Origin of the sequence: Butyricimonas faecalis (genome assembly GCF_003991565.1) — a bacterium.
GTDB classification, from domain to species: domain Bacteria; phylum Bacteroidota; class Bacteroidia; order Bacteroidales; family Marinifilaceae; genus Butyricimonas; species Butyricimonas faecalis.
In genome coordinates this window covers 2,268,947-2,293,675 of record NZ_CP032819.1, presented here as the reverse complement: position 1 = coordinate 2,293,675, position 24,729 = coordinate 2,268,947, and the positions used below count along the sequence as shown (strand labels likewise).

Below are 24,729 nucleotides of genomic sequence, written 5' to 3'. Positions count from 1 at the left end.
CGACCGGGTGCAACCGGGCGAGCATTGTTTAATCATATAATAGTACAAATGTATGAAAAAAAATCGAGAATGCTATTCCCGCTCGTCGGGGATGCGAAAAATTTTATGGACTATGCGTTTTCTAGCTCTTTTTCTTTTTTGTACAGCCATGCATTTATCTGCATCAGTACATTCGCAAAATGTCGTTTTTAGTTTTAACTTGAAAAATGCCACATTTGAGGATCTCATGAAGGAGATTCGTCAACACAGCGACTATTATTTTATCTACAAGGATAGCGAAGTGGCTCAGGTGACGAAACTAAACAAGCGGTTCAAATCTGTGAGTATCGACGAGGTGCTTGAAGAGTGTCTGAAAGGTACCGATTTAACCTATTCTGTCGAGGATCGGTTGATTATCATTAAAAAGAATCAAGTCGTGGCAGTACGAGATACCACGGCGAAAAACAAGGTCCGGTTGATTAAAGGAAAGGTTGTGGACGAGATGGAGAAACCGTTACCGGGTGTGACGGTCGTGGTGAGGGGAACGAACACGGGGGTAGTAACGAGTGCGGATGGTCTTTTTAGTGTCGCTTTACCCGCGGATACCGTTACATTGGTGTTTACCTTCGTGGGGATGGAGACTCAGGTGGTTAAAATATCACCGTTGAAACCGGGCGAGGTGCGTAAAGATTTGCGTGTCGTGATGAAGGAGGATAAGATCGCTTTGGAGGATGTGGTGGTGACCGGATACGCGAATATCAAGAAGTCTAGTTTCACGGGAACGGCCACGCAAGTGAGTCGGGAGGATGTGTTGAAAGTGGCGGGGCGGAACGTGATCGATGCCCTGCAGGTGTTTGATCCATCACTGCGAATCATGAAGAATAATCTGATGGGATCGGACCCGAATACTTTACCGGAGTTCTACGTGAGAGGACGGTCGGGAATTACGGGTGTGAAAGAACTGGATGCTTTGGAGGCTACTGACGTGTCACAGTTCGCGATAACCAATAACCCGAATACTCCTATATTCATTTTGGATGGGTTTGAGGTGTCTGTGGAGAAAGTATATGATTTTGACGTGAACAGAATCAAGGATATCACGATATTGAAGGATGCGGCGGCCACGGCCATGTATGGTTCAAGGGCTTCTAACGGTGTTGTCGTGATTGAAACAATAGCTCCCCGTCCCGGACGTTTCGTGGTGAGTTATAGCGGTAATTACGAGATCACGGCTCCTGATTTAAGTAGTTATAATATGATGAATGCCCAACAGAATTTGGAAACCGAATGGGCTGCCGGGGTTTATGAGGGGAACCCTAATAGTGCAAATTATGAACGAGATGAGGCCTACAAGTACGGGATCTATTTGGACAAAAAGGATGTGATTTTGGCAGGAGGAGATTATTACTGGATGTCACAGCCGTTGACGACGATGTTTAACCATAAGCATAGTGTTTATGTTGAGGGTGGGTCAGATGTCATCCGGTTTGGCATAGAATTGCGCTATGATAATCAGAACGGTGTGATGAAGAAATCTTTGCGTGACCGAATTGGTACGGGCTTGACACTTGAATATCGTTACAAAGGTTTCCAGATGCAGAACAAGATTTCTTATGATATCATGACTTCGAAAGCATCGCCTTATGGCTCTTTTGGAGATTACACGAACAAACATCCTTATGAATCTTGGGAAGATAAAGATGGAAAGTTGCTCAAGAAATTACCACTGCGTAATTATGGCGAAACTTTTATCAATCCTTTGTATGAGGCAACATTGGGTAATTTTAACAAGAGTAATTACAAGGAGTGGACGGATAATTTGGCTTTAAATTGGTACGTGAATGATTATTGGTTAGTGAAAGGACAGTTCGCGATCAGCTATAAGTTGGATAAGAGCGAGGTGTTTACCGATCCGGAATCAGCCAAGTACAAGGATAGTGCAACGGCATTTCTACGGGGTGAGTTGACAGAAGCCGAGACGACAACAACCCGGTGGAATACGAATGTGTTTACTGCTTATAATCGTTTGTTCGGGTTACATAATTTGAATTTCTCTTTAGGATTCAACGCGACATATTCCAATATTTCTTACTCCTACACACATTATCGGGGATTCCCGGATGCTTACAGGCACTCTCCGGCGTATGCTTATGAGGTCGTGAAGAAACCGACGTTTACTGACAACAAGACCCGTTTGTTCGGAGTGTTCCTAATGATGAATTATAGTTATAATGATATTTATCTGGCTGATTTTTCATTCCGTTATGATGGGTCGTCCGAATTCGGAACGGATAATAAATGGGCTCCTTTCTGGTCTGTCGGGACGGGAATAAATGTACATAATTATGCTTTCTTAAAAGGAAGTAAGTGGATAAACCAGTTCCGGATAAAGGGGAATGTGGGCCAGACCGGTAAATCGAATTTCCAACCTTACATGGCCCGGAATACTTACGAAGTATTATTGGACGATTGGTACCAGACGGGTATCGGGGCCAGCTTGGTTTATATGGGAAATGAGGACTTGACTTGGGAGAAGCAATTGTCTTGGAATATCGGTACGGATATCGTCACGTGGAATAACCGGGTGACTTTAGGGTTTGATTACTACTACAAGAAAACAATTGATTTGGTGACAGAAGTTTCTCTTCCAACGTCTTCCGGTTTCACGAAGTATACGGATAATATGGGTGAGATCTTGAATGAAGGAGTTGAGCTTGATTTGAACGTGCGGGCTTATAGTGATAAAGATTGGGATGTTATCGTGTTCGGAAATTTGGCTCATAATAAGAATAAGATACTGAAGATTTCAGAGTCTTTGAAACAGTACAACGAACGGATTGATGAGTATTTCCAGGATTATTATTCATCATCCGGAACGCCTTCCGAGGATTCGAAGTATGCCAAACCGTTTATGAAGTACGAGGAGGGAAGTTCCTTGACGGCGATTTACGGGATGAAGTCCATGGGTATTAATCCGGCTAATGGCCAGGAGGTTTACGTGAAACGGGATGGTACATTGACATACACGTGGGAGTCGAATGAACAACAGAAAATCGGGGATACCGAGCCGAAGATACAAGGGGCTTTCGGGCTGAATGTGCGTTATCGGAATTTTACACTTTACACGACGTTCCTTTATGAATATGGTGGTGACGAGTACAACTCGACTTTGGTGAATAACGTGGAGAACGCGAACTTAATTAAATATAACGCGGATAAAAGGGTGAGTTCAGATCGTTGGCAGAAGGTCGGGGATGTTACTCCTTTAAAGGATATAAAAGATCGTTTGTACGTGACTCGTTCAACTTCTCGTTTTGTGCAGAAGAATAATAACGTGGTCTTTAATTCTCTTTCTGTCGGCTATGACGTTAATCCTGTATGGTTGCGGAAAATACACTTGAGTTCGTTGAAGTTACAGTTTAATATGAAAGATATTGCGACAATGTCAACGATTAAACGGGAGATGGGGTTAAATTATCCGTTCGCCAGGACATTTACGTTTACTTTAAATGCTAGTTTCTAATACTGAAAGATTATGAGAAAGTTATATTTAATATTATTGTTGCCGATCTTTTGGCTAACATCGTGTAATGATTTTCTGGATGTTTCGGCAGATAATGAGTTATTGCAAAAAGAGATTTTTGCTGACTATAAAGGAGTGAGAATGGCGGTAAACGGGGTGTATCGCAATCTCTCGTCAACGAGTTTGTATGGACAAAATCTGACGTGGGGATTTGCCAGTGCCATCGGGCATAATTATCAATCCACCAGTCGGATATACCTGCCTTATGGTTTGTATGAAGTGGCATCTTTCGATTGGGAAAATGCTTCTGCTCAAAGTTTGACAGGAAGTATTTGGGCGACAGGATACAACGTAATTGCCAATTGTAATGATATTATCCAGCAGGTGATCTCGAAAGACACGAGCTTTTTTGGTGAAGGAAAGATGGAGAAAGATATGATTCTGGGAGAGATGTACGGTGTACGCGCGTTGGTGCATTTTGATTTGTTCCGCTTGTTCTGCCCTGCTCCGATAACCCAAAATACGGGACGTGCAATTCCTTACGTGACGAAGTATCCCGATCTGCAACCGAGTTATCAGGATGCTCCGGCTTTTATGGATTCGGTTATTATGGATATGACACGGGCCCAGAGTTTGCTGGCGGTTGTGGATACCGTATTTAATCGGAGACAGAATACGAGTGTAGAGCACCGAGTACGGAGTGAGGGGAAAGGATTGGTTGATTCTCCAGATGACTTTTTCCTTTATCGGGCAACCCGGATGAATTATTTTGCAGCAAATGCTTTGCTCGCCCGGATGTATATGTATAATGGAGATGAGGAGAATGCCTATAAAAATGCTTGTATTGCCTATGGCTTTCATAAACGGTGGTTTAAATGGACAGCAAATTCTAATCAAGGAAGTGTTTCCAATATAAACTTCCTGTATCCTAAACGGTATAATGAACTTTTCCTGTGTTTCTCGAATAATGATGTTGTCGATAACGTGGAGAAAATATTTGAAAATTATAGATATGCTCTACAGATGAAAAACATGGACGTCCTTTTTGCCGGAGATATGGATGACTATCGTTATACGGGTTTCTACAATAAGACGACTCTCGCGTATGGGGCAAAACGTTATGCCACGTGGTTGAGATTTTCCGGGGAGACATTTAAGGTCGTGTTGGACCAATTGTCTTTGTTACCCGTGATTCGGGCTTCGGAGATGTATCATATACAGATAGAATATTTACTGAATAAAGGGCGCAAAGAGGAGGCCGTTGAGTTGTTTAACTCTTTGAGACTAAGCCGCGGGGCGAAGGCAAAATTGACAACAGACATGACAATTGACGATTTGCAGCAGAAGTTGGTATATGATATTATCCGGGAAACTTTGACCGAAGGGCAGACATTCTTTATGTTCAAGCGTCTGAACCGGGATATTTTTAACGGTAGTAGTGATATTAAGATGACACCGGAAAAGTGGGTGGTTCCTATTCCTTATAGTGAATCGGCATATCAATAATATAAAATCGAGTGATTATGAGAAAGATATATTTGTTTTTAGGAATTATGCTTGTGTTGGGAGCCTGTTCGAAGGATGCAATGAAAACATACGATGGTGATAATTATCTTCAGTTCGTGAAGGTGGTAACGGATTCATCGGTTTGTTCGTTCTTGGCTTACCCGAATGATAATGAATTGGAATTTCCCGTGGAAGTGGAGGTGATCGGATTGCCTTCTGAGAGGGAACAAGAGTATAAGATCAGCGTGGATCAAGAAAAGTCAACTGCCACGACAGCGAATTACAGGTTGCCGGAGAAATTCACGATGAAGCCCGGTAAAGTTCGTGATACTTGTCGGATCGCCTTTATTAAAACGGAGGAAATATCGAATGTAGCATTACGATTGTACTTAAAACTGGAGCCGACTGCTGATTTCATGTTGGGGCAAACTGAATGCCGTTCGGCAATTATCTACGTTTCCAATGTGGTGGCTAAGCCGAATTGGTGGACCGATAAGGTGACTCGGGATTATCTGGGAAAATATTCGGATAAGAAGTACCGCTTGTTTATTCAAGAGACGGGTAAAGCGGATATAGATAGCGATAACGTAGAAGAACTTCGTTATTACTCGATTATATTCAAACATTACCTGCAAAAGAAGAAAGATGCGAACGAGATGGTGCGTGAAGATGACGGAACAGAAATGACTGTGGCATTGGTAGTCGGATAATTAAAATAGAATGTTTATGAAAAGATTTATATTATTCTTTTTGTTCGTGAACTTTTGCTTTAGCGCATGTTACGAGGATAAAGGTAAATACGACCTTGTTGATTATAATGATGTTACGCTGAATGTTGTAACTTCTTTAACGAAGAAATCAATTGTTTTGGGGGATACGGTACGCATTGTACCGAAAATGACGTGGAAGTATCCCGATCGCGACACGTTAGCTTATGATTATCGTTGGGAGATGGGATTGGGAAATGTTGTTTCGACAGATCGGAATTTTGAGTATATCCCGACGAGTTGTGGGCAATTTGACGTGAATTTCTATATGACAGACCGGCAAACCGGACTCGTGTTTCACGATAGTCACACGTCAATAGAGGTGAAATCTCCATATAAGGTCGGATGGCTTATTCTGTCGGAAAAGGACAATCGGACAAGCTTGAGTTATGTTCGGCGGGATAGCTGGAAGGATGAAGATAAAAAGATACATTACGAGTGGGTGGCTTACCCGGATGTATATGCGACGTTGTATCCCGATAGTCCGTTAGGAACGGGGCCGTTGAAATTGGAAAACATGATAACAGGAGGCGAGGTGGATGAAGTCATGGTTGTGCAACGTACCGGAGGTGCTTATTATTTGAGCGGAATGGATTTTGCCAAAGTATTGGCACTTCATGAAGAATTTCCTGGAAGTACTTATCCTGCCGGATTAGAGCCCGTGGAGGTACGTAATGGTGGATGGCAGGATTTCGTGTTAAGTGCGAATGGAGATGTTTACTGGAAAAGAAATCCCGGTGCAGAGATACAGCACGTGGCGGCTTTTATTGATATTCCGCTTTATTTTTCAGGGACAACCAATGGTGGGCAAATCACTCAATTCTTTGATCTGGATACGCGGGATTGTGGCGTGGTGTTGATGTATGACGAGGGAAATAACCGCGTGGTGGGTCGAGCAACTCGCTTTAATAGCAATTCGGATAGTCGTCCGGTTGAGTTTACTTATGCTCCGGATGATCCAAACGTGGTTAAATTGACTGATTTGACCGGTTATAAGATTATGTACTTGGGCGATTATGCTAAGGGTAGTGGACTTAATATTATACTGAAAGAAGAAAGCACGGGAAACTACTACTATCAGAATATGGGATTCAATTATAGTAGTTTCAAGATTTCTAATTGTACGCAGGAACTTTTTGCCGGTAGTAATGTTATTTCAGACAATACGGTGTATTTCCGGATTCGCCCCAGTTCTTATCTTTTCATGGGAGAGGGGAGTAAATTGTACTTTTATGATGTAAATACGAAGATCGTGAAGTTATTTGCGGATTATACAAATGGAAATGTCGTGGAGATATTGCAAGATGCTGATGCCGGAGAGATTGGTGTGGCTCTGGATGACGGAAATTTCTATATCTATGAGTTGAGCACGGAAGTGTTGGCAGATGAGAATCCTGGAGAGAAAGGGTTATTATTCCATGTTTCCGATTTGGGACGGATTGTGGATATAGAATGGAAATGGGGAGGTTCTTTTAACTGGGCATTTAAGCGTTACGAGTAAAAATTTTCCTAGACTTGGGACAATGTTTAGGTGGTTTCCCTCTATAAACAGAGGGAAGTTAGGCTACTCGTTGTCTTTGAGAAAAGTCACGGCACCTCCTTTATTGATGAGGAGGTGCCAGAAACCGGAGGAATTTTTAAGCAATAAATAGAATTTTTGGGATACCCTTTTGGGGATATGCCAGACGTGGTATATAGCTATTATATGTAAATTAAAATGGAAAAATTATGAAAAAATTATCAGTGAGTTTTTTCTTCGTTGTGCTGTTCCTGTTTACCTGTGGAGTACAGGACGGGTTCGCTCGGAAAAAGAAAAAAGAGGTGAAAGAGGTGAAAAAAGAGACACCTTATCAAAAGCTATTCAAAGGTAAGGCCTGTGAAACGGTAAAAGGATTACTGACCATTCACAAGATGAATGGAAAGGTATATTTTGAGATACCTAGAAATTTGTTGGGGAAGGATATGCTATTGGGATCAACGATTTCTGAAACGACCAATAATCTGTTTGGAAATGTGGGAGAGAAACCGACTGAGCCCTTGTGTGTGCAGTTTACCCAGACAGATACGGTTATCAGTTTACGTCAAGTAAGTCATGCTTACACGTCGGAATTGGCAAACGTAACACAACGGATTCGGGAGAGCATGAAGCCTGCCGTGATGTACAATAGCGGAATATTGGCTTATAATCCGGATAGCACGGCGGTTGTTGTCGATATGACCGATTTCTTCCTACGGGATGATGAGCAGTTAACTCCTTTCTCTGCTTATGCTCCGGCAACTTGGGGAGGAAGATGGATTGTGAAAGAATTTAAAAAGGATAATTCCCAATTGGGTAAGATAAAAGCGTTTGAGGATAACGTGAGTGTACAGTCATCTTTGAGTTACGAGGTGAATCTGCGGAATCAAAGGTATTATTATATCTATAAACTTCCGTTTACTTCTTTGATGACACGTAGTTTTATCCTTTTGCCGGAGGAGCCTATGCGTCCTCGAATGGCAGATCCTCGTATCGGGATATTTTATCAAGGAGTGTCGGATTTTCGGAATGGCGATTCCGGATTGAAACATATATATTACGCTCAACGTTGGCGGTTGGAGCCATCGGATGAAACGGCTTACCGGATGGGACAGCTTGTAGAACCGAAGAAACCGATTGTTTTTTACGTGGATAATGCTTTCCCGGAGAGTTGGAAAAAGTACATTAGGGCTGGTGTAGAAGAATGGAAGGATGCGTTCGAGAGAATTGGTTTTAAGAATGCGATCATGGCAAAAGACTTTCCGCTGGATGATCCGGAGTTTGATCCGGATAACATAAAGTATTCTTGTATTCGCTATTCCCCTTCGCAAGTGGAGAATGCCATGGGACCTTCATGGACAGACCCGAGAACCGGGGAGATTCTGAATGCCTCTGTCTATTTGTATCACAATTTGATTCAGTTGGTACATGATTGGCGATTCTTGCAAACTTCTCCGGCAGATCCGGATGTACGTAAGGTGATTTTTGATGAAGACGTGTTGGGAGATTGTATTCGTTACGTGGTGTCACATGAGGTGGGACATTGCCTGGCGTTGATGCATAATATGTCTGGTTCCGCGTCGATCCCGACGGACTCGTTACGTTCGCCTTCATTTACTCAAAAATACGGAACAACGTATTCGATTATGGATTATGCCCGGAATAATTATATCGCTCAACCGGGAGACAAGGAACGTGGTGTGAGATTGACCCCGCCTAGATTGGGTTTGTATGATTATTTTACGATTCAATGGCTGTATACTCCTTTGCTGGATGCCAAGAGTTCGAAAGATGAAGTTCCTACATTAAGTCGTTGGATTTCGGAAAGATCGGGAAATCCGATTTATCGTTACGGGAAACAACAGTTATCGACAAAACTAGACCCTAGTTCGGTGGAAGAAGATTTGGGAGATGATGCTGTAAAATCGGCAACTTATGGAGTGAAGAATTTGAAGTACGTGTTGGCGAATATGGGTGAATGGGTGAAACAGGATGATCCGGATTACAGATTCCAGCAGAATATGTACAATGAAATTATTTACCAGTACGTGCGTTACGTGAATCACGTGATGTTCAATATTGGGGGAATATATTTGAACGAGCGATATGATGGAGATGAATTACCGAGTTATTCGGTGGTGCCGAAAGAGAAGCAGAAACGAGCTGTCGATTTCTTGTTGGGACAAATAAGAGACTTGGAATGGCTGAATGCTCCTGATTTGCAACAGAAATTACCTTTGATGAGTAATATCTCGACTCAGTTGGAAGAAAGCATATTCGGGGCATTATTAGCCCGACGCTGGTTGGTGGCTTTGAGTGCCGCAAAAGATGATAGTAAGGATACTTATACCACGAGAGAATTCTTGATGCACCTGCAGGATTTCGCTTTTGCTGCTACTCGTCAGGGAAAGACGTTGACCACGCAGGATAAAAAGATGCAGATGGAGATGATAAAACAAATACTGCTCGTTACGGACTTGGGGAAAAAGGGTATGTCCGGGAAACCGTTGTCACTAACCGACAATTGTAAGATGGTCGAGGTGCCGGAGCAGGTGAAGTTGATGAGCCGGGAACGGTATGGAATACTATCGCAGGAAGTGTTAGGAGGTTTCTCTAACGCGGAGACGATGCAACCTTGTGCCGAGGCTCCGGAGACGGATGTGGCGCAACAACCATTGAATATGGCTGAAAAACAGTGGTTCGGTTATGGTGTGAACGTGAATACCAATCTGGTAATCGAACCGTTGGATCACGTATATTTCGATATGTTGAAGCGAATTCAGACATTGTTAAAGAGTAAGGTAAATACCGGATCAGAAGATACTCGTCAGCATTATCGGTTGTTGTTGTACAAGATAGAGCAAGCATTGAAATAGGTTTGATTTTCTAATAAACGAAAGAATATGAGAAATATATTATATATCTGTTTTCTTTCTTTTTTCCTGTTCGGTTGGGGGGTACAAGGACAAGCGAAGGAAAAGGATAAGAAAGAGACATTGACGGCTTACTAGAAATTATTCAAGGGTAAGCAGGTGAAAACGGCTCATGGGTTGATGACGATCCATAAGGTAGGAGGCAAAGTATTGGTCGAATTCCCGATAAAATTGTTGGGTAAAGATATGATGCTGACCTCTTCTATCGAGGATATCAGTGACAATGGAGAAGGTGTGGTTGGGCAGTTCGCTGGATATGCTTTGCCATTTCGTTTCACTCGTTTGGATTCGACATTACAGGCCCGAATATTCTTGACAGATAAACCTTTGAATAATAGTTCGGAAACGAATTGGAACCAAGCTATCGAACGGTCGAATGCCGGGGGTGTGTACGGCTCGTTCAAAATAAAGGCTTATACACCGGATAGTACGGCAGTTGTGGTGGATATGACCCCATTGTTCATGGAGTATTCCCCGTACACAACACCATTTGCGTCTATCGGTGGAAATTCATTCTATGGACTGATTTCCAGAACACATGAATACAAAAAGGAGTGTTCATTGTTGAAAGACGTTGACGCTTTCGATAATAATATCGTGGTGACATGTGATTTGGGATTTATCGAAAACCAGTATCTGTTTGGGGCTTTTAAGGTGATCCCCGGAGATACGAAAGTTTCCGTGACAACGAATAAGATGTTGATGTTACTGCCGGAAGAACCGATGCAACCCCGGTTGGCCGATCCCCGCTTGGGCGTCTCTTTCATGAAAGTTTCACAGGTTGAGAGCGATCGGAAGGGGTTGGACCACACGTTTTACACGAAACGTTGGCGTGTTGAACCGGTAGATGAAGCGGCTCATCGTCGGGGAGAAACCGTTGAGGTAAAGAAACCAATCGTGTTCTATATGGACACGTTGATGCCAAAGGCGTGGAAACCTTACATTAAAGAAGGAATTGAGGCATGGAATGAGGCTTTCAAGAAAATTGGTTTTAAAAATGTGATCCGGGTAATGGATTTCCCGAAAGATGATCCGGATTTTAATGCTAATAATATCAAGTATTCTACGATCAGGTATGCCCCGTTGTGGCTCGATATACAGAATTCAATGCACGTGGACCCTCGTACGGGAGAGATATTGAATGCCTCCCTGTATGTCTATGACGGGTTAATGTCTAGTTTGAAAGCAAACCGGATATTGACCACTATGGCGGCAGATCCGAGTGTTCGGACAAATCATTTCTCCGAGGAAATGATGGGGGAAATGATACGTTCAGTGATTATGCGGGAAGCTGGTATTAACTTAGGCTTGGTGTACAATGTAGGTGCATCTGCCGTGTATCCGGTTGATTCGTTACGTTCTCCATCCTTCACGCGGAAGCATGGATTGAGTCCTTCTGTGATGGATTACGTGCCGTGTAATTATATCGCTCAGCCGGGGGATGTGGAAAAGGGAGTGAGAATGGTTCCTGGTGGGGAATTAGGCGAGTACGATTATTACGTGATCAAGTGGTTGTATGAACCGATTCCGATGGCCTCTACACCGAAAGATGAATTTGCAACCTTGGATCGTTGGATTCGGGAGGGGCGAACAAATCCGAACTATACTTTCGGGAAGATGCCTTATTATTACTACGATCCCCGTTGTTTTGCCGGAGATTTGGGAGATGATCATTTGAAGGCTTTGGAGTATGCTGTGAACAATCTAAAGATTGCCGTTCGGAATTTCTATGATTGGTATGCCGAGGGAGATGAAGACTTGACTTTTAGAAGCCAGTTGTACAACATGTTACGCAATCAGTTGAAAAAGCGGATTAATGACGTGTCTGTGAATTTGGGTGGTTTTTACCAAATGGAAGCTTTTTCCACGGAAAAGGAACCGAGTTATGTGGTTGTTCCCGGTGCGATACAGAAGGCTGCCGTGAAGTGCATGATCGATATGGCGAAAGATCTTGCTTGGTTGGATAACAAGGCTGTGGAGAAAGAGTTGGGAATTCGAAATTCCAATGTAGATCAAATTCGGAGTTTTATCTTGGGAACCTTGACCTTCCGTTTGAAATACGTGGCTCTCGGAGCAGAGAAAGGTGGAGATTATTCGTTGGCCGAGTATGTCGATGATATCTATAAAAACGTATGGGATGGAACGTTGAAGAATCGTCCGTTGGAGAAATACGAGATGGAATTGCAGAAGGAGTTCTTGGGTAGTGTGGTTGCATCCTCTACGATTGCCACTACGGCGGGTAACTTTACACCGCAAAAAGGGATTGTAGCGACAGGCCATGAGGAGGCAATTTCTTCGGAAGTGATTGATCGGAAACAGTTGGATTTGATACGTGAACAATTTGCTGTTCTGCCGGAGAAAGGGATAAATCCGGAAGAGCAAAGCGGATTTTATCCGATGAAACAAGTGGTGATGCCCAGTGATTATGTCCCGGTGAATTACTATTTCGACATGTTGTTCAAAATACAGAATTTGTTGAAAGGAGCCGTAACGAAGAGTTCCGGGGAAACGAAGTCGCATTACGAGTATTTGCTGTATAAGATTAATAAGATGTTAGCTGACAAGTAAACGATATAAACAGAGGGAGAGTTGAGTTACTTCCTGTTTGAGAAAAGTGTGTCAGCTCCCCCTTTGTTTATGAGGGCACTGAGAAAGTCTTGTTGCTTTGAACTACCTTCCCTGACTCCTTCCCACGCTGGAGAGGAAACCGATTGGTAATCAGTTTTTCCCCTTCTGTACGGGGGAGTCGGAGGGGGTAGTGATGTTTCGCCAATAGAACTTTTTCAGTGCCCTCGTTTATAGAGGAGGTGGTCGAAGGAATTTATTTCGAGGGAAAAACTTGCAGGATAACCTAGTGGTTTGTGTGTATTGTATGAATTTAAAATGAGTGTATGGAAGAATCTATTATAAAAGTGGAGCATTTATCTCATCGTTACAGTATTCAGTGGGCGATTCGAGATATTAATTTTGAAATTACGCGAAATGGCATTTACGGGTTGCTAGGCTCCAACGGGGCAGGAAAGTCAACCACGATGAATATCATGTGTGGTGTGTTGAAACAGACGGAAGGGGAAGTGTACATTAAGGGTATCAATTTGCGGGAGAATCCGGTCGAGGCCAAAAAACATTTGGGCTTTTTGCCGCAGAAACCGCCCCTGCACATGGATTTGACGGTGGAGGAATATCTGGTGCATTGTGCCAATATGCGCCTAATCCCTACTCATGAGGTACAGGGAGCCGTGAAAGACGTGATGGGACGTTGTGGAATTTCACATTTCAGTCGGCGATTGATCCGTAACTTGTCCGGTGGATACCAGCAACGTCTGGGTATAGCGCAGGCAATCATCCATAATCCGGACTTCGTGGTATTGGATGAACCGACAAATGGGCTTGATCCGAATCAGATTATGGAAATTCGGGAACTGATCCGGGAGATTGCCGTAGATCGAACCGTGATTTTATCCACGCATATCCTTTCTGAAGTACAGGCAACTTGTGATTATATCCGGATGATCGAGGAAGGACAAGTAGTCTTTTCCGGCACCATGGATGAGTTCGATAATTATATTGTTCCTAATACGTTATTTGTGTCGTTAATAGCTACTCCGCCAGTAGAAGAGATTCGGGAGATTCCGGGTGTGGTTGCCGTGGAGGAATTGGGCGGATCGAAGTTCCGGATTCAATTTTCGGATGCGCTGGAAGCAACGGAACGTCTGGTCGAGACCAGCGTGACCAAAGGATGGCGATTGGTCGAAATCCGTCAGGAGAAAAGTTCCTTGGATGAGATTTTTGCAGAATTATCAAAGAAATAATGACTAAAAATAGATAACGAGATGAAGACAATATATAAAATGGCTCGCACGGAGTTGCAAACTTTGTTTTACTCTCCGATTGCGTGGTTGATTCTGGTGGTATTCACTTTTCAGGCGAGTTTGGTGTTTTCGAACGGATTGGCAGGTTGCGTGAGGAACCAGGAGTTAGGGTATGGCCTTTATAACGTAACAATGAACGTCTTTGCCGGATGGCGGGGAATGTTTACAGCGATGCAACAGTATCTTTATCTTTATATACCGTTGCTGACGATGGGATTAATGAGTCGGGAACTGAGCAGTGGATCGATTAAGTTACTGTACTCTTCTCCTGTAACCAACACACAGATTATTCTGGGGAAATATCTTTCGATGATGATCTATAACTTGGTGCTGATGTGTATTTTTGCCGTCTATCTTATATTTGCTGCTATTACAATAAAATCGGCAGATATACCTTTGATCCTTTCCGGGATGCTCGGCCTTTACCTGCTCGTGTGTGCTTACGCGGCGATCGGGTTGTTCATGTCGAGTATTACTTCCTATCAAGTTGTGGCAGCCATGGGAACTTTGGCGGTATTGGCGGTGTTGAATTTAGTAGGGGGTTTGTGGCAGGATATTGAGTTCGTGCGTGATATAACCTATTGGTTGGCGATTAACGGTAGGGCGCAGGAGTTTGTAAGCGGTTTAATTTGTAGTGAAGATGTGCTTTACTTTGTTATCGTGGTAGCTTTGTTCCTTTTCCTTTCAATCATCCGATTGCAGTCCCGTCGGCAGAAGACCACGTGGATGACGACTGTAGGGAAATATGGAACTGTTATCGTGATTGCCATGTTATTGGGTTACCTGACTTCTCGTCCGAAACTGATGTGTTTCTATGATACTACAGCCACGAAACAACGAACGCTGACACCTAATAGTCAGGATATCGTGGCTCAGATGGATGGAGGTTTGACGATAACAACTTTCGTGAATATATTGGAGGAGAACTATTGGATCGGTTTGCCTCGGAACGTGAATAAAGATCAGAAACGTCTCAAAATGTATACCCGGTTTAAACCGGAGATTAAAATGAAATACGTGTATTATTACGATAAGGCGAAGAATCCGGAATTGGACAAGGCTTATCCTAATTTATCCGATCGGGAGAGAATGTTGAAACGGGCTGAAATCTGGAATTTGGATTCCAATATGTTTATGCGTCCGGAGGAAGTGCGGAAGATGGTGGATCTTCGGCCGGAAGGAAATCGTTTCGTGCGCTTGTTGGAACGGGATAACGGGGAGAAGACATTCTTGCGGGTATTCGATGATATAAAACGCTTCCCCTTCGAGACGGAAATTTCTGCTGCCTTTAAGCGCCTGGTGATGGAATTGCCCCTTGTCGGTTTTGTGAAAGGACATGGGGAAAGGGATTGTATCCGGGAAGGCGATCGAGACTACAACCGCTTTGCTCAAGATAAGCCGTTCCGCTATTCCTTGATTAATCAAGGTTTTGACTTTACGGAGGTGACGTTGGACAAACCGATCCCTGAACAGGTGGACATTATCGTGATTGCGGATATGAGAAGTCCGATGACCGAGAATGAACGAGCAAATCTGGATGCTTATATAGCTCGCGGGGGAAATCTATTGATAGCCGGGGAACCTCGTCGTCAGGAATTTATGAATCCATTGGTGGAACCTTTCGGTGTACGGTTTATGCCGGGACGGTTGGTGAAGAAGAGTGAGCATTTCCAGCCTGATTTTATCGTAGCCACACCGACCAAAGAGGCCGGAGAGTTTTCATATATTTTTGACCAGATGATTCGTAAGGAATACGTGGTGACTATGCCGGGGACGACAGGATTGGAGTGTTTCGAGGATAAAGGATTTTCGATCACGCCTTTGTTCGTGAGTGACACGATTGGTAGTTGGAATGAATTGGAAACGGTTGATTTTTTAGATGATACGGTTTCTCTTAATCCATCGGTTGGAGAAGTTGAGCGTTCGTATGTTACGGCTTTGGCGATGTCTCGTCCGATGGGAGGGAAAGAACAGCGTATTATCATATTGGGAGATGCAGATTGCCTGAGTAACGGTGAAATTAGTATCGATCGTAAGGATATTTCCGCGGTAAACTACTTTTTAATATCCGGTTCTTTCTTCTGGTTATCTAATGAAGAAGTACCGATTGACGTACGCCGTCCGACTCCGCCTGATAATGAAATGTACGTGAGTATGGATTGGATGTATTTCTGGAAAGTGGTACTCATGGGTGTTTGGCCCGGTCTGTTGGCCTGCTGGGCGATCTTTATATGGATTAGGAGACGAGGGAGATAATAGAAGTGAAAATTAAGTATGGGGTAAACGTGTTATCTCATGAGAGTTTTCTTGTTGTGTGGGGATATTCCGGAACTTTCCGGGGTATCCCTTATTTTATTACAATTAATTGTATGTAATAAATGATGTTAGATTGACGTAAGTTCGAAATAAATCAGCATAAAACAAAAAGAGCGCTCGTGCGAGGACTTGTAAAGAATTAGAAGAGATAGTCGTGGGAAAATAATCCGGTATATAGTCCGACCTAATACACGAAATCAGGATTGAAACATGATTACATCCGGATCACTACCGTGTAAAGCGCTATTAGAACGCTATTAAAACCCTATTAAAACGCTATACGGAATAGCGTTTTAATAGCATTCTAATAGCTTACTAAAAATTTTATACACGGTAGTGATCTGCTAGTGATGATGATTTGTTGTAATTTTGTTGTTTCAATTAAGCGTCTACATAACCTGAAATGCTACAATACATGCCGAATATTTTTATCACTATGCTTGTAATATTCAAAAAAATAATTTAATCCTTATATCGAACTCACGCTGGATTATGAATAATTTTGTTGGCCAATGGGCTTTAAAAACGTTGATAAATACTATATTTACAGCCTCTATTTTGTGTAAAGTGTTTAAATTGTAAAAGTGTTTATTATGTTATTACGCGGATGTTTAGTTGTTTTGTTGTTAGGCGTGCAATTTGCTTTTGGACAGCAAAAGCCCAATCCAGATTGGGTGAATCAAAAATTCTCCATGTTTATCCATTGGGGATTGTATTCTGAGCTGGGAGGTGTATGGAAGGAACAGCCGGTTCGTGCCGGATATAGCGAACAGATACAATCTTTTGCCAAGATTCCTAAAGCGGAGTACGAAGCGGTGGCGAAAGTATTCGATCCGGAGAAATGGAATGCTGATTCCGTGGTGGCTTTGGCAAAAGCGGCAGGGATGAAATCCATCGTGTTCACGTCGAAGCATCATGACGGTTTCTGTATGTATCACTCCAAGTACACTAAATATAATATCGTGGATGCTACTCCTTTTAAGCGGGATGTGATGAAAGAGTTGTCGGAGGCTTGCCGGCGGCAGGGGGTGAAGTTTGCGGTTTATTATTCATTGATCGATTGGAACTTCCCCGGCAATGGTATTACGCCTCATAATGCAGATGCGATTTCAAAGGAACATCATGCGTTCAGTATGCATCAGGTGGAAGAGATCATGACAAATTACGGTCCGGTTTCTGAAATCTGGTTTGATATGGGTTCTTTGAGTGGACAACAGAGTAAGGAATTGTATGATCTTGTGAATCGTTTGCAACCGCAGTGTATGGTGAGCGGGCGTTTGGGAAATGACCGGGGAGATTTTGCCGTAATGGCAGATAATGCTTACCCGAATTACAAGATTGGAGTGCCCTGGCAAACCCCGGCTTCGTTTTTTGACGAGACATGGAGCTATCGTTCTTGGCAGGAGCGGGGAAGTTTGGATAAAAAGATTGATGAGAAGTTGCGCAGTTTGGTGAAGGTGGTAAGTCGGGGAGGTAATTTCTTGTTGAACATTGGTCCGAGGGGAGATGGTTCCGTGGTGGAATTTGAACGGGATGCCTTGTTGGCCATGGGGAAATGGATGAAACGTTACGGGGAGGCAATTTATAATACAAAGGCGAATCCCTTTGATCATGCCGTTGAATGGGGAGATATTACTTGTAAAGGGAATAATCTTTATTTATTTGTTGAGCAGGTTCCTGCTGATCGGAATATCATGTTGAACGGGTTGATCGGGAAAGCGAAAAAAGCGAATTTGTTAGCAGACGGAAAGGTCTTGACGTTGAAACAGAATGGGCAGACCGTATCCATAAGTATTCCCGGGGATGTGAAGCCGGACCGGGGGATGGTCGTGGTGAAGTTGGAATGTGCTGGAGCCTTTCGGGTAATTCCTGATCAGATTCTTGAAACAAGCGAGTTATCATCGGTAAATGCTATCCCCGTGTATGCTTATTCTAGCATGGATTATTATTCTAGTTTCCGGAGTACGGTTGGTTTTAGCTGGAATTTCAAAAAATCCGGGAAGACGATTGTTCCGGCAATTGTTTACACGGCTGGAGATCGAGGAAAAGAACTTCGTTTGATTATTGACGGGAAGGAGCAGGTGGTGACGTTGGAGGGAGGAGACGTGCAGAAATTGAATAATTATCCGGAGGGGATTACGTGGGGTAAGGTGTATATGCACACGCCTCGGGCAGATCGTTTTAATGGAAATATTTTGGGAGTCAAGGAAGAGATAAACGAAAATGTGAAGGGATGGCGTTTGTGGGATGATTTTAAAGTGGGAAAAGCTTTACGTGTTCCGATGCAGGAAAAACAATCGATACATGTGTTACATGAGTTGACGAGTGATCGAGAACAGGATGTGTTGGTAGAATTGGGTGTTGCTGATGGGGTGCAGGTTGCCTTAAATGGAGAGACGGTATTGCTGAGAACGTATGTAGGTGGAATTCCCCGGACGAATGAAGTCATCAAACTGCATTTGAAAAAGGGGGTTAACCGGTTGGTGGTGAAGTTACACAATCGTTATGGGACCGAAGTGACTTATTTGATGAATCCAAATGTGAAGCAAGAGGAGTATAAACTTCGTTTGAAATCAATGAAACTCTATCAAGGAGAAATTCATGATTGTCGTCTCGGAATGGCCCATCCTGCTAACAATAACAGTGATATGGGGCTACGAGATATACGGGTTGAACTAGAATAATAAAATAGTATAGAAAAATATGAAAAAGAGATTACGTAAGAAATTGCATAAAGGGGAGTTCCGGGAACTGGGATTTTCTTTTGATGCAAAATTTAAGGCTGATACGGAAATGGCGGTGGTTGAAGAGTGGTTGCAGGAGTTGGCCGGTTTGTTGAACGACCATTCTTTGGAGATGGGGGGCGGTTGGAATTCCCATGTTTGCGGAGGATTTATTACGCGTGAACGTGGTAGCGTGACCCCGGAAGATAGGGAAATCGTACGGCAATGGTTTGATGAACACGGGCAGAATTTGGAGACCATCGCTGTCGGTGAGTTGAGAGATGCCTGGTACGGGTGGTAAGCGAGGGGTGTTTGTATTCAATGATATGAATCGTGAATGTGATTTGTTGGTTGAAAGAATTTTACGAATGTTTTTCGTTAGGACAAGAAGACTAGAAAATTGATGATATGAAAACAAAATTTTATTTACCTTTTATTGCTTTGGCATTGATGGCTACAAGTTGCAATAGTAAAAAAGAAGCAGACCAGAAAGGCGGGATTCGTCTTGCAAACCTGGATCAGACTGCTAATCCGAGAAATGATTTTTATCAGTACGCGTGTGGAGGATGGATGAAAGCGAACCCGCTTACGGATGAGTACTCCAGATTTGGTTCGTTTGATCAATTGGCAGAAAATAATCGTACCCAGATCAAGAGCTTGATCGAGGAACTGGCGAAACAACAGGCTCAACCGGGGAGTGTCGCTCAGAAAGTGGGTGATTTGTATAATATTGCCATGGATAGTGCTAAGTTGAATGCGGATGGAGTAGCCCCGATCAAGGGATACTTGGATCAATTGGCCGCGATGAAGGATCGGAGTGTGTTATCACAGAAAGTTGCCACGATGCATCGGGATGGTTTCGGACCTTTCTTTGGGTTATACGTGGGAGCCGATGATATGAACAGTTCCATGAACATTGCGCAAATATATCAAGGAGGTCTGAGTTTGGGCGAACGTGAGTATTACTTGGATAATGACGAGCACACGAAAGAGATTCGTGCGAAATTTGAAGAGCATGTGGCTAAAATGTTCCAATTGGCAGGATTTACTGCCGATGAGGCACAAAAAGCTGCTGCTGACGTGATGAAAGTGGAGACTCGTTTGGCCGAAAATTCTAAATCTGCTGTAGAATTGCGTGATCCGTATGCCAACTACAACAAGATTTCTGTAGCTCAGTTGAAGAAAGAAGTTCCGGAAATTAACTGGGATGTTTATTTCTCAACGATTGGGTTGAAGGATCTGCAAGAAGTGAACGTGGGGCAGATGGGTGAAATTAAAGCGGTTGCCGATTTGTTGAAAAAAGAGGATTTGAACGTGTTGAAATCATACTTGCAATGGAACGTGATCAATGCGGCTTCTTCTTATTTGAGTGATGCTCTCGTGGCTCAGAATTTTGATTTTTACGGGAAAACGCTTTCCGGTAGAAAAGAAATGCAACCGCGTTGGAAACGTGCCGTGAGTACGGTGAATGGCGTGTTGGGAGAGGCTGTGGGTCAAATGTATACCGAGAAATATTTCCCGGCAGCGGCCAAAGAACGTATGACGAAGTTGGTGGCTAACTTGCAGAAGGCTTTGGGCGAACGTATTCAAGGTTTGGAATGGATGAGTGAAGAGACAAAAGTGAAGGCCTTGGAGAAATTAGCTGCCTTCCATGTGAAGATCGGTTACCCTGACAAGTGGAAGGATTATTCTAATCTGGAGATTAAAAATGATTCTTACTGGGATAATATCGTACGTTCCAATCATTTTGATTACGATAAGATGATTGCTAAGGCTGGCAAGCCGGTAGATAAAGACGAGTGGTTGATGACCCCTCAGACGGTAAATGCTTATTATAACCCGACGACGAATGAAATTTGTTTCCCGGCAGCTATTCTTCAATACCCATTCTTTGATATGAATGCTGATGATGCTTGTAATTATGGAGCCATCGGAGTGGTTATCGGTCACGAAATGACTCACGGGTTTGATGATCAAGGTCGTCAATATGATAAGGATGGAAACTTGAAAGATTGGTGGACGTCGGAAGATGCAAAGAATTTCAAGGAACGAGCTCAAGTGTTAGTGGATTACTTTAATAAAATAGAGGTGTTGCCCGGCTTGATGGCTAATGGAGAGTTGACCTTAGGGGAGAATATTGCCGATCATGGTGGCTTGCAGGTTGCATATTTGGCTTTACAAAAAGCTATGAGCGAGAATCCGCTTGGGAAAGATGAGAATGGTTTCACGCCGGAACAACGTTTCTTCCTTTCATACGGTAACGTGTGGGCGGGTAATATTCGTGACGAGCAAATCCGTTTGCAAACGAAATCCGATCCTCACTCTTTGGGACGGTGGCGTGTGAATGCCGCACTTCCTCATATTAGCATGTGGTACGATGCTTTTGGAGTGAAAGAGGGCGATGCTTTGTTTTTGCCGGTTGAAGAAAGAGCTTCTATCTGGTAATAGGTAAGTTTTTGTGGTATGATTCCCCGGGTTGGCCGTGTTGCTGATCCGGGGAATGTTTTTATTGGGGGATCTCGTCTATATTGGCGAATACTAGTGCTGGAATCTCGTTCGTTGGTCACCCGTGTGGATGATTCATTTGTTTTTAACCAAAAAATAATTTATATTTGCTTGATACTAAAATTAGAAGGGTATGGATATAGTTAAGCGAGATCAGTTTATTTCTCTTTGGAAAAAATATTTCAATGATGCCGAGCTTCCTGTTGCATTTTATTATTCAAAAGAAAATAATAATGCCATGATCATGAAAAAGGCGGTGGGGCATACTTGTATCATAGCCCAGCTTGGGCGGGTTCGTAGAGGTGAATCGCTTTGCTTTTTACCGGAGTCCGTGGGGTGTGGCGGGGGAAAGTTTTACCTTGGATTTAGTAAAGGTATGAGAGAGGGATTCGAGTATTTTCTTTCTCACGGGGAAAATGAACCTCACTGCGAGCGTTATAAACGGACATCGGAACAGGTAAATGCTTTTTTGAAGACAATTCATGAACTGCCGAGAAAAGGTGATTGTCTCGTGTTCAAGCGTTGGGATCACTTGACGGAACAGGACGAACCGGAGGCCGTGTTCTTTTTTGCTCCGGCAGACGTTATTTCGGGACTTTTCACGTTAGCTGGTTTTAATAGTTCAAAACCGGATGCGGTGATCTCTCCTTTCGGGGCGGGATGTACCTCTATTGTTTATTATCCTTACCGGGAACAAGTAGAGGGAACGAAAAGAGCGGTACTTGGGATGTTCGATCCCTCGGCAAGATTATGTACGGACAGTAATCTATTGTCTTTTGCCATACCGATTTCGAAATTCATGGAGATGATTGACCAGATGGAGGAGAGTTTCCTGATCACGAACACGTGGAAGATGATGAAAAAACGGATGTGATGGACGTGAAACGGGGAGGCCGGTTATATTTCTCGGGAGGGAACTTCCGATGAACGGAACGGGATTTGTTTGCAGAAAAAAACATGAATTATTCTTTACTTGTTTGTTATCATTAGAATTATTTCTACTTTTGTGTTTGTAAAATGTTTCTTCGGGGCAGGGTGCAACTCCCTACCGGCGGTTATAGTCCGCGACTCCCTTGCGAGGGATTGATTCAGTGAAATTCTGAAACCGACGGTTAAAGTCCGGATGATAGAGGAGATATTTAGTTGTAATTGATATTATATTCATACAATATAGATCTAATGCCCCGAATGTTATGCATTCGGGGATTTTTGTTTAAAGGAGGTTTTGAATATGGTGAGACAGGAAGATATTGAATACATGCGACGGGCGATGGAACTTGCCGAACGAGGAGTTGGATTCACGAATCCGAACCCGATGGTGGGAGCCGTGATTGTGAAGAATGGAAAGGTGATCGGGGAAGGATGGCATGAGAGATACGGTGAATGGCATGCGGAGAGGAATGCTTTCAAGAATTGCGCGGTTCCTGCGGAGGGAGCCACGATGTACGTGACGTTGGAACCTTGTTGCCATTATGGAAAGACCCCACCTTGTACAGAGGCTATCATTGAGCATCGAATTGCCCGTGTGGTAATCGGGATGGAAGATCCTAATCCCTTGGTGGCGGGTAAAGGGATAGCCTTGTTGAGAGAGGCCGGAATCGAGGTGGTTTGCGGGATTGAGGAAGAGGCTTTGCGGGAGCAGAATCGGGTATTTTTGAAATATATATCGACAAAATTGCCTTGGGTGGCACTAAAAGCGGCAATGACGCTGGATGGAAAGATCGCGACTCGGACAGGTGATTCGAAATGGATCACGGGAGCGGAAGCACGAGCTTACGTGCATGAGTTGAGACATCGTTTTATGGCCGTATTAGTTGGAATCGGAACGGCCGTGGCGGACGATCCTTTGCTGAATTGTCGGATCGAGGGACGTGGTGTCAGGCAACCGATACGAGTGGTGGTAGATAGTAATGCCCGTTTGTCGTTGGAGAGCCAGCTTGTGAAAACTGCCGGTGAGTATCGTACGATTGTGGCCTATACTCGTTTTGCTCCGGAAGAGAGAGTAAAAGCCTTGCAGGAAACGGGGGTGGAGATGTTGCTTTGTGAAGAAAAGGAAGGACTTGTAGATGTCAAGAACTTGTTGGTGCTATTGGGACAGTCCGGAATTGACTCTATTTTGTTAGAAGGCGGGGGTAGTTTGAATTATACATTTTTGGCAGAGAGGCTTGTGGATGAATTGTATGCTTTTATCGCTCCGAAGATTGTGGGTGGCATGAGTGCCAAGACGCCGGTGGAAGGTCTCGGAGTGGAGAAAATGGCTGATGCCATAAACCTCGAATTGAAAAATGTACTGAACATGGGTGACGATGTTCTTTTGAAACTAAAAGTTAAAAACGAATAGGTAAATGGATTTCTGGATTAAAAGAAGGAATATTGAGAGAGGAAATCTAAAAGCATAAATTGTAAATCTGAAATTAGCATGTTTACAGGTATAATCGAAGAAATAGGAACCATACGGGGAATCAAGCGGGGAAACCGGAGTGTGGTGCTGGAAGTACAAGCGAAGAAGGTATTGGAGGATCTGCACGTGGGGGATAGTATTGCCACGAACGGGGTTTGCTTGACGGTGACCTCTTTTGCTAACGGGAGTTTCTGTGCGGATGTGATGCCGGAGACAATGTCACGTAGCAATTTGGGAGAACTGCACGTTGGGGACCGGGTGAATTTGGAGAGGGCGTTGACGTTGAACAGGCGTTTGGGTGGACATATCGTGTCGGGGCATGTTGATGGAGTTGGAAAGATTGTGGGGAGAGAGAAAGACGAGAATGCCGTTTGGATCATGATTTCAGCTCCGGCAGAGCTATTGCGTTATATCGTGGATAAAGGTTCTATCACGATCGATGGGATCAGTCTAACCGTCGTGGCCGTGACGGATACGGGTTTTACGGTTTCCATTATACCTCACACGCAGGATGAAACGACATTAGTGAAGAAAAAGATTGGTGATGTAGTGAACCTGGAAAATGATGTGATTGCTAAATACGTGGAAAAATTAATGCGTCCGGCAGCCCCGGCAGAGTCAAAGGGTGGGTTGACATTGGATTTTTTGTTGGCGAATGGATTTTAGAAAGTTAAAAGATAAAAACTAA

General features: G+C 43.5%; 14 protein-coding genes, 1 pseudogene and 1 riboswitch. All 15 genes and pseudogenes read left to right on the top strand.

Features of this window, described 5'->3' with window-relative positions:
- Nucleotides 1–52 precede the first annotated feature (52 nt).
- Nucleotides 53–3,502 carry a SusC/RagA family TonB-linked outer membrane protein gene (locus D8S85_RS10070; protein ID WP_228423182.1) on the top strand — a complete coding sequence of 1,150 codons (3,450 nt, stop codon included), beginning with the start codon at nucleotides 53–55 and terminating at the stop codon, nucleotides 3,500–3,502.
- 12 nt (nucleotides 3,503–3,514) lie between these two features.
- Nucleotides 3,515–5,008 carry a RagB/SusD family nutrient uptake outer membrane protein gene (locus D8S85_RS10065; RefSeq protein WP_127075031.1) on the top strand — a complete coding sequence of 498 codons (1,494 nt, stop codon included), beginning with the start codon at nucleotides 3,515–3,517 and terminating at the stop codon, nucleotides 5,006–5,008.
- Between the two features lie 17 nt (nucleotides 5,009–5,025).
- Nucleotides 5,026–5,718, top strand: a complete 693-nt coding sequence (locus D8S85_RS10060; protein WP_106480593.1) for a DUF4843 domain-containing protein — start codon at nucleotides 5,026–5,028, stop codon at nucleotides 5,716–5,718.
- Between the two features lie 16 nt (nucleotides 5,719–5,734).
- On the top strand, nucleotides 5,735–7,276 hold the full coding sequence (locus tag D8S85_RS10055; RefSeq protein WP_158641547.1) for a PKD-like family lipoprotein: 1,542 nt from the start codon (nucleotides 5,735–5,737) through the stop codon (nucleotides 7,274–7,276).
- Between the two features lie 227 nt (nucleotides 7,277–7,503).
- Nucleotides 7,504–10,167 (top strand): zinc-dependent metalloprotease, encoded by a 2,664-nt coding sequence (locus D8S85_RS10050; protein ID WP_106480591.1) that lies wholly within the window; start codon nucleotides 7,504–7,506, stop codon nucleotides 10,165–10,167.
- Between the two features lie 147 nt (nucleotides 10,168–10,314).
- Nucleotides 10,315–10,422 (top strand): annotated as a pseudogene (locus D8S85_RS22095) (DUF5118 domain-containing protein); the annotation flags it as partial.
- The gene (locus D8S85_RS10045) at nucleotides 10,411–12,792 is read left to right on the top strand and encodes a zinc-dependent metalloprotease (protein WP_317128934.1); all 2,382 of its coding nucleotides are present in this window, start codon (nucleotides 10,411–10,413) and stop codon (nucleotides 12,790–12,792) included. The pseudogene D8S85_RS22095 and the gene D8S85_RS10045, both read left to right, overlap by 12 nt.
- A 323-nt stretch (nucleotides 12,793–13,115) precedes the next feature.
- Complete coding sequence (locus tag D8S85_RS10040) at nucleotides 13,116–14,036, top strand: ABC transporter ATP-binding protein (RefSeq protein WP_106480589.1); 921 nt, start codon at nucleotides 13,116–13,118, stop codon at nucleotides 14,034–14,036.
- Between the two features lie 21 nt (nucleotides 14,037–14,057).
- A complete protein-coding gene (locus D8S85_RS10035; protein ID WP_106480588.1) occupies nucleotides 14,058–16,352 on the top strand; it encodes a Gldg family protein in 2,295 nt (764 codons plus the stop codon).
- Nucleotides 16,353–17,005: 653 nt separating this feature from the next.
- Complete coding sequence (locus D8S85_RS10030; RefSeq protein WP_127075029.1) at nucleotides 17,006–19,096, top strand: alpha-L-fucosidase; 2,091 nt, start codon at nucleotides 17,006–17,008, stop codon at nucleotides 19,094–19,096.
- Nucleotides 19,097–19,115: 19 nt separating this feature from the next.
- Complete coding sequence (locus D8S85_RS10025) at nucleotides 19,116–19,436, top strand: 50S ribosome-binding protein YggL (protein WP_106480586.1); 321 nt, start codon at nucleotides 19,116–19,118, stop codon at nucleotides 19,434–19,436.
- A gap of 107 nt (nucleotides 19,437–19,543) precedes the next feature.
- Complete coding sequence (locus D8S85_RS10020; RefSeq protein ID WP_106480585.1) at nucleotides 19,544–21,580, top strand: M13 family metallopeptidase; 2,037 nt, start codon at nucleotides 19,544–19,546, stop codon at nucleotides 21,578–21,580.
- A gap of 193 nt (nucleotides 21,581–21,773) precedes the next feature.
- Nucleotides 21,774–22,514 (top strand): DUF169 domain-containing protein, encoded by a 741-nt coding sequence (locus D8S85_RS10015; protein ID WP_127075028.1) that lies wholly within the window; start codon nucleotides 21,774–21,776, stop codon nucleotides 22,512–22,514.
- Nucleotides 22,515–22,657: 143 nt separating this feature from the next.
- A riboswitch (FMN riboswitch) is annotated at nucleotides 22,658–22,779 on the top strand.
- Nucleotides 22,780–22,871: 92 nt separating this feature from the next.
- Nucleotides 22,872–23,981, top strand: a complete 1,110-nt coding sequence (gene ribD, locus D8S85_RS10010; protein WP_106480583.1) for a bifunctional diaminohydroxyphosphoribosylaminopyrimidine deaminase/5-amino-6-(5-phosphoribosylamino)uracil reductase RibD — start codon at nucleotides 22,872–22,874, stop codon at nucleotides 23,979–23,981.
- Between the two features lie 78 nt (nucleotides 23,982–24,059).
- A complete protein-coding gene (locus D8S85_RS10005; RefSeq protein ID WP_106480582.1) occupies nucleotides 24,060–24,707 on the top strand; it encodes a riboflavin synthase in 648 nt (215 codons plus the stop codon).
- The last annotated feature ends 22 nt before the right edge of the window (nucleotides 24,708–24,729 follow it).

Coding starts and splice junctions, on each gene's coding strand:
- D8S85_RS10070 (WP_228423182.1), top strand. CDS start 53: ATGAAAAAAAATCGAGAATGCTATTCCCGCTCGTCGGGGATGCGAAAA.
- D8S85_RS10065 (WP_127075031.1), top strand. CDS start 3,515: ATGAGAAAGTTATATTTAATATTATTGTTGCCGATCTTTTGGCTAACA.
- D8S85_RS10060 (WP_106480593.1), top strand. CDS start 5,026: ATGAGAAAGATATATTTGTTTTTAGGAATTATGCTTGTGTTGGGAGCC.
- D8S85_RS10055 (WP_158641547.1), top strand. CDS start 5,735: ATGAAAAGATTTATATTATTCTTTTTGTTCGTGAACTTTTGCTTTAGC.
- D8S85_RS10050 (WP_106480591.1), top strand. CDS start 7,504: ATGAAAAAATTATCAGTGAGTTTTTTCTTCGTTGTGCTGTTCCTGTTT.
- D8S85_RS10045 (WP_317128934.1), top strand. CDS start 10,411: ATGATGCTGACCTCTTCTATCGAGGATATCAGTGACAATGGAGAAGGT.
- D8S85_RS10040 (WP_106480589.1), top strand. CDS start 13,116: ATGGAAGAATCTATTATAAAAGTGGAGCATTTATCTCATCGTTACAGT.
- D8S85_RS10035 (WP_106480588.1), top strand. CDS start 14,058: ATGAAGACAATATATAAAATGGCTCGCACGGAGTTGCAAACTTTGTTT.
- D8S85_RS10030 (WP_127075029.1), top strand. CDS start 17,006: ATGTTATTACGCGGATGTTTAGTTGTTTTGTTGTTAGGCGTGCAATTT.
- D8S85_RS10025 (WP_106480586.1), top strand. CDS start 19,116: ATGAAAAAGAGATTACGTAAGAAATTGCATAAAGGGGAGTTCCGGGAA.
- D8S85_RS10020 (WP_106480585.1), top strand. CDS start 19,544: ATGAAAACAAAATTTTATTTACCTTTTATTGCTTTGGCATTGATGGCT.
- D8S85_RS10015 (WP_127075028.1), top strand. CDS start 21,774: ATGGATATAGTTAAGCGAGATCAGTTTATTTCTCTTTGGAAAAAATAT.
- ribD (WP_106480583.1), top strand. CDS start 22,872: ATGGTGAGACAGGAAGATATTGAATACATGCGACGGGCGATGGAACTT.
- D8S85_RS10005 (WP_106480582.1), top strand. CDS start 24,060: ATGTTTACAGGTATAATCGAAGAAATAGGAACCATACGGGGAATCAAG.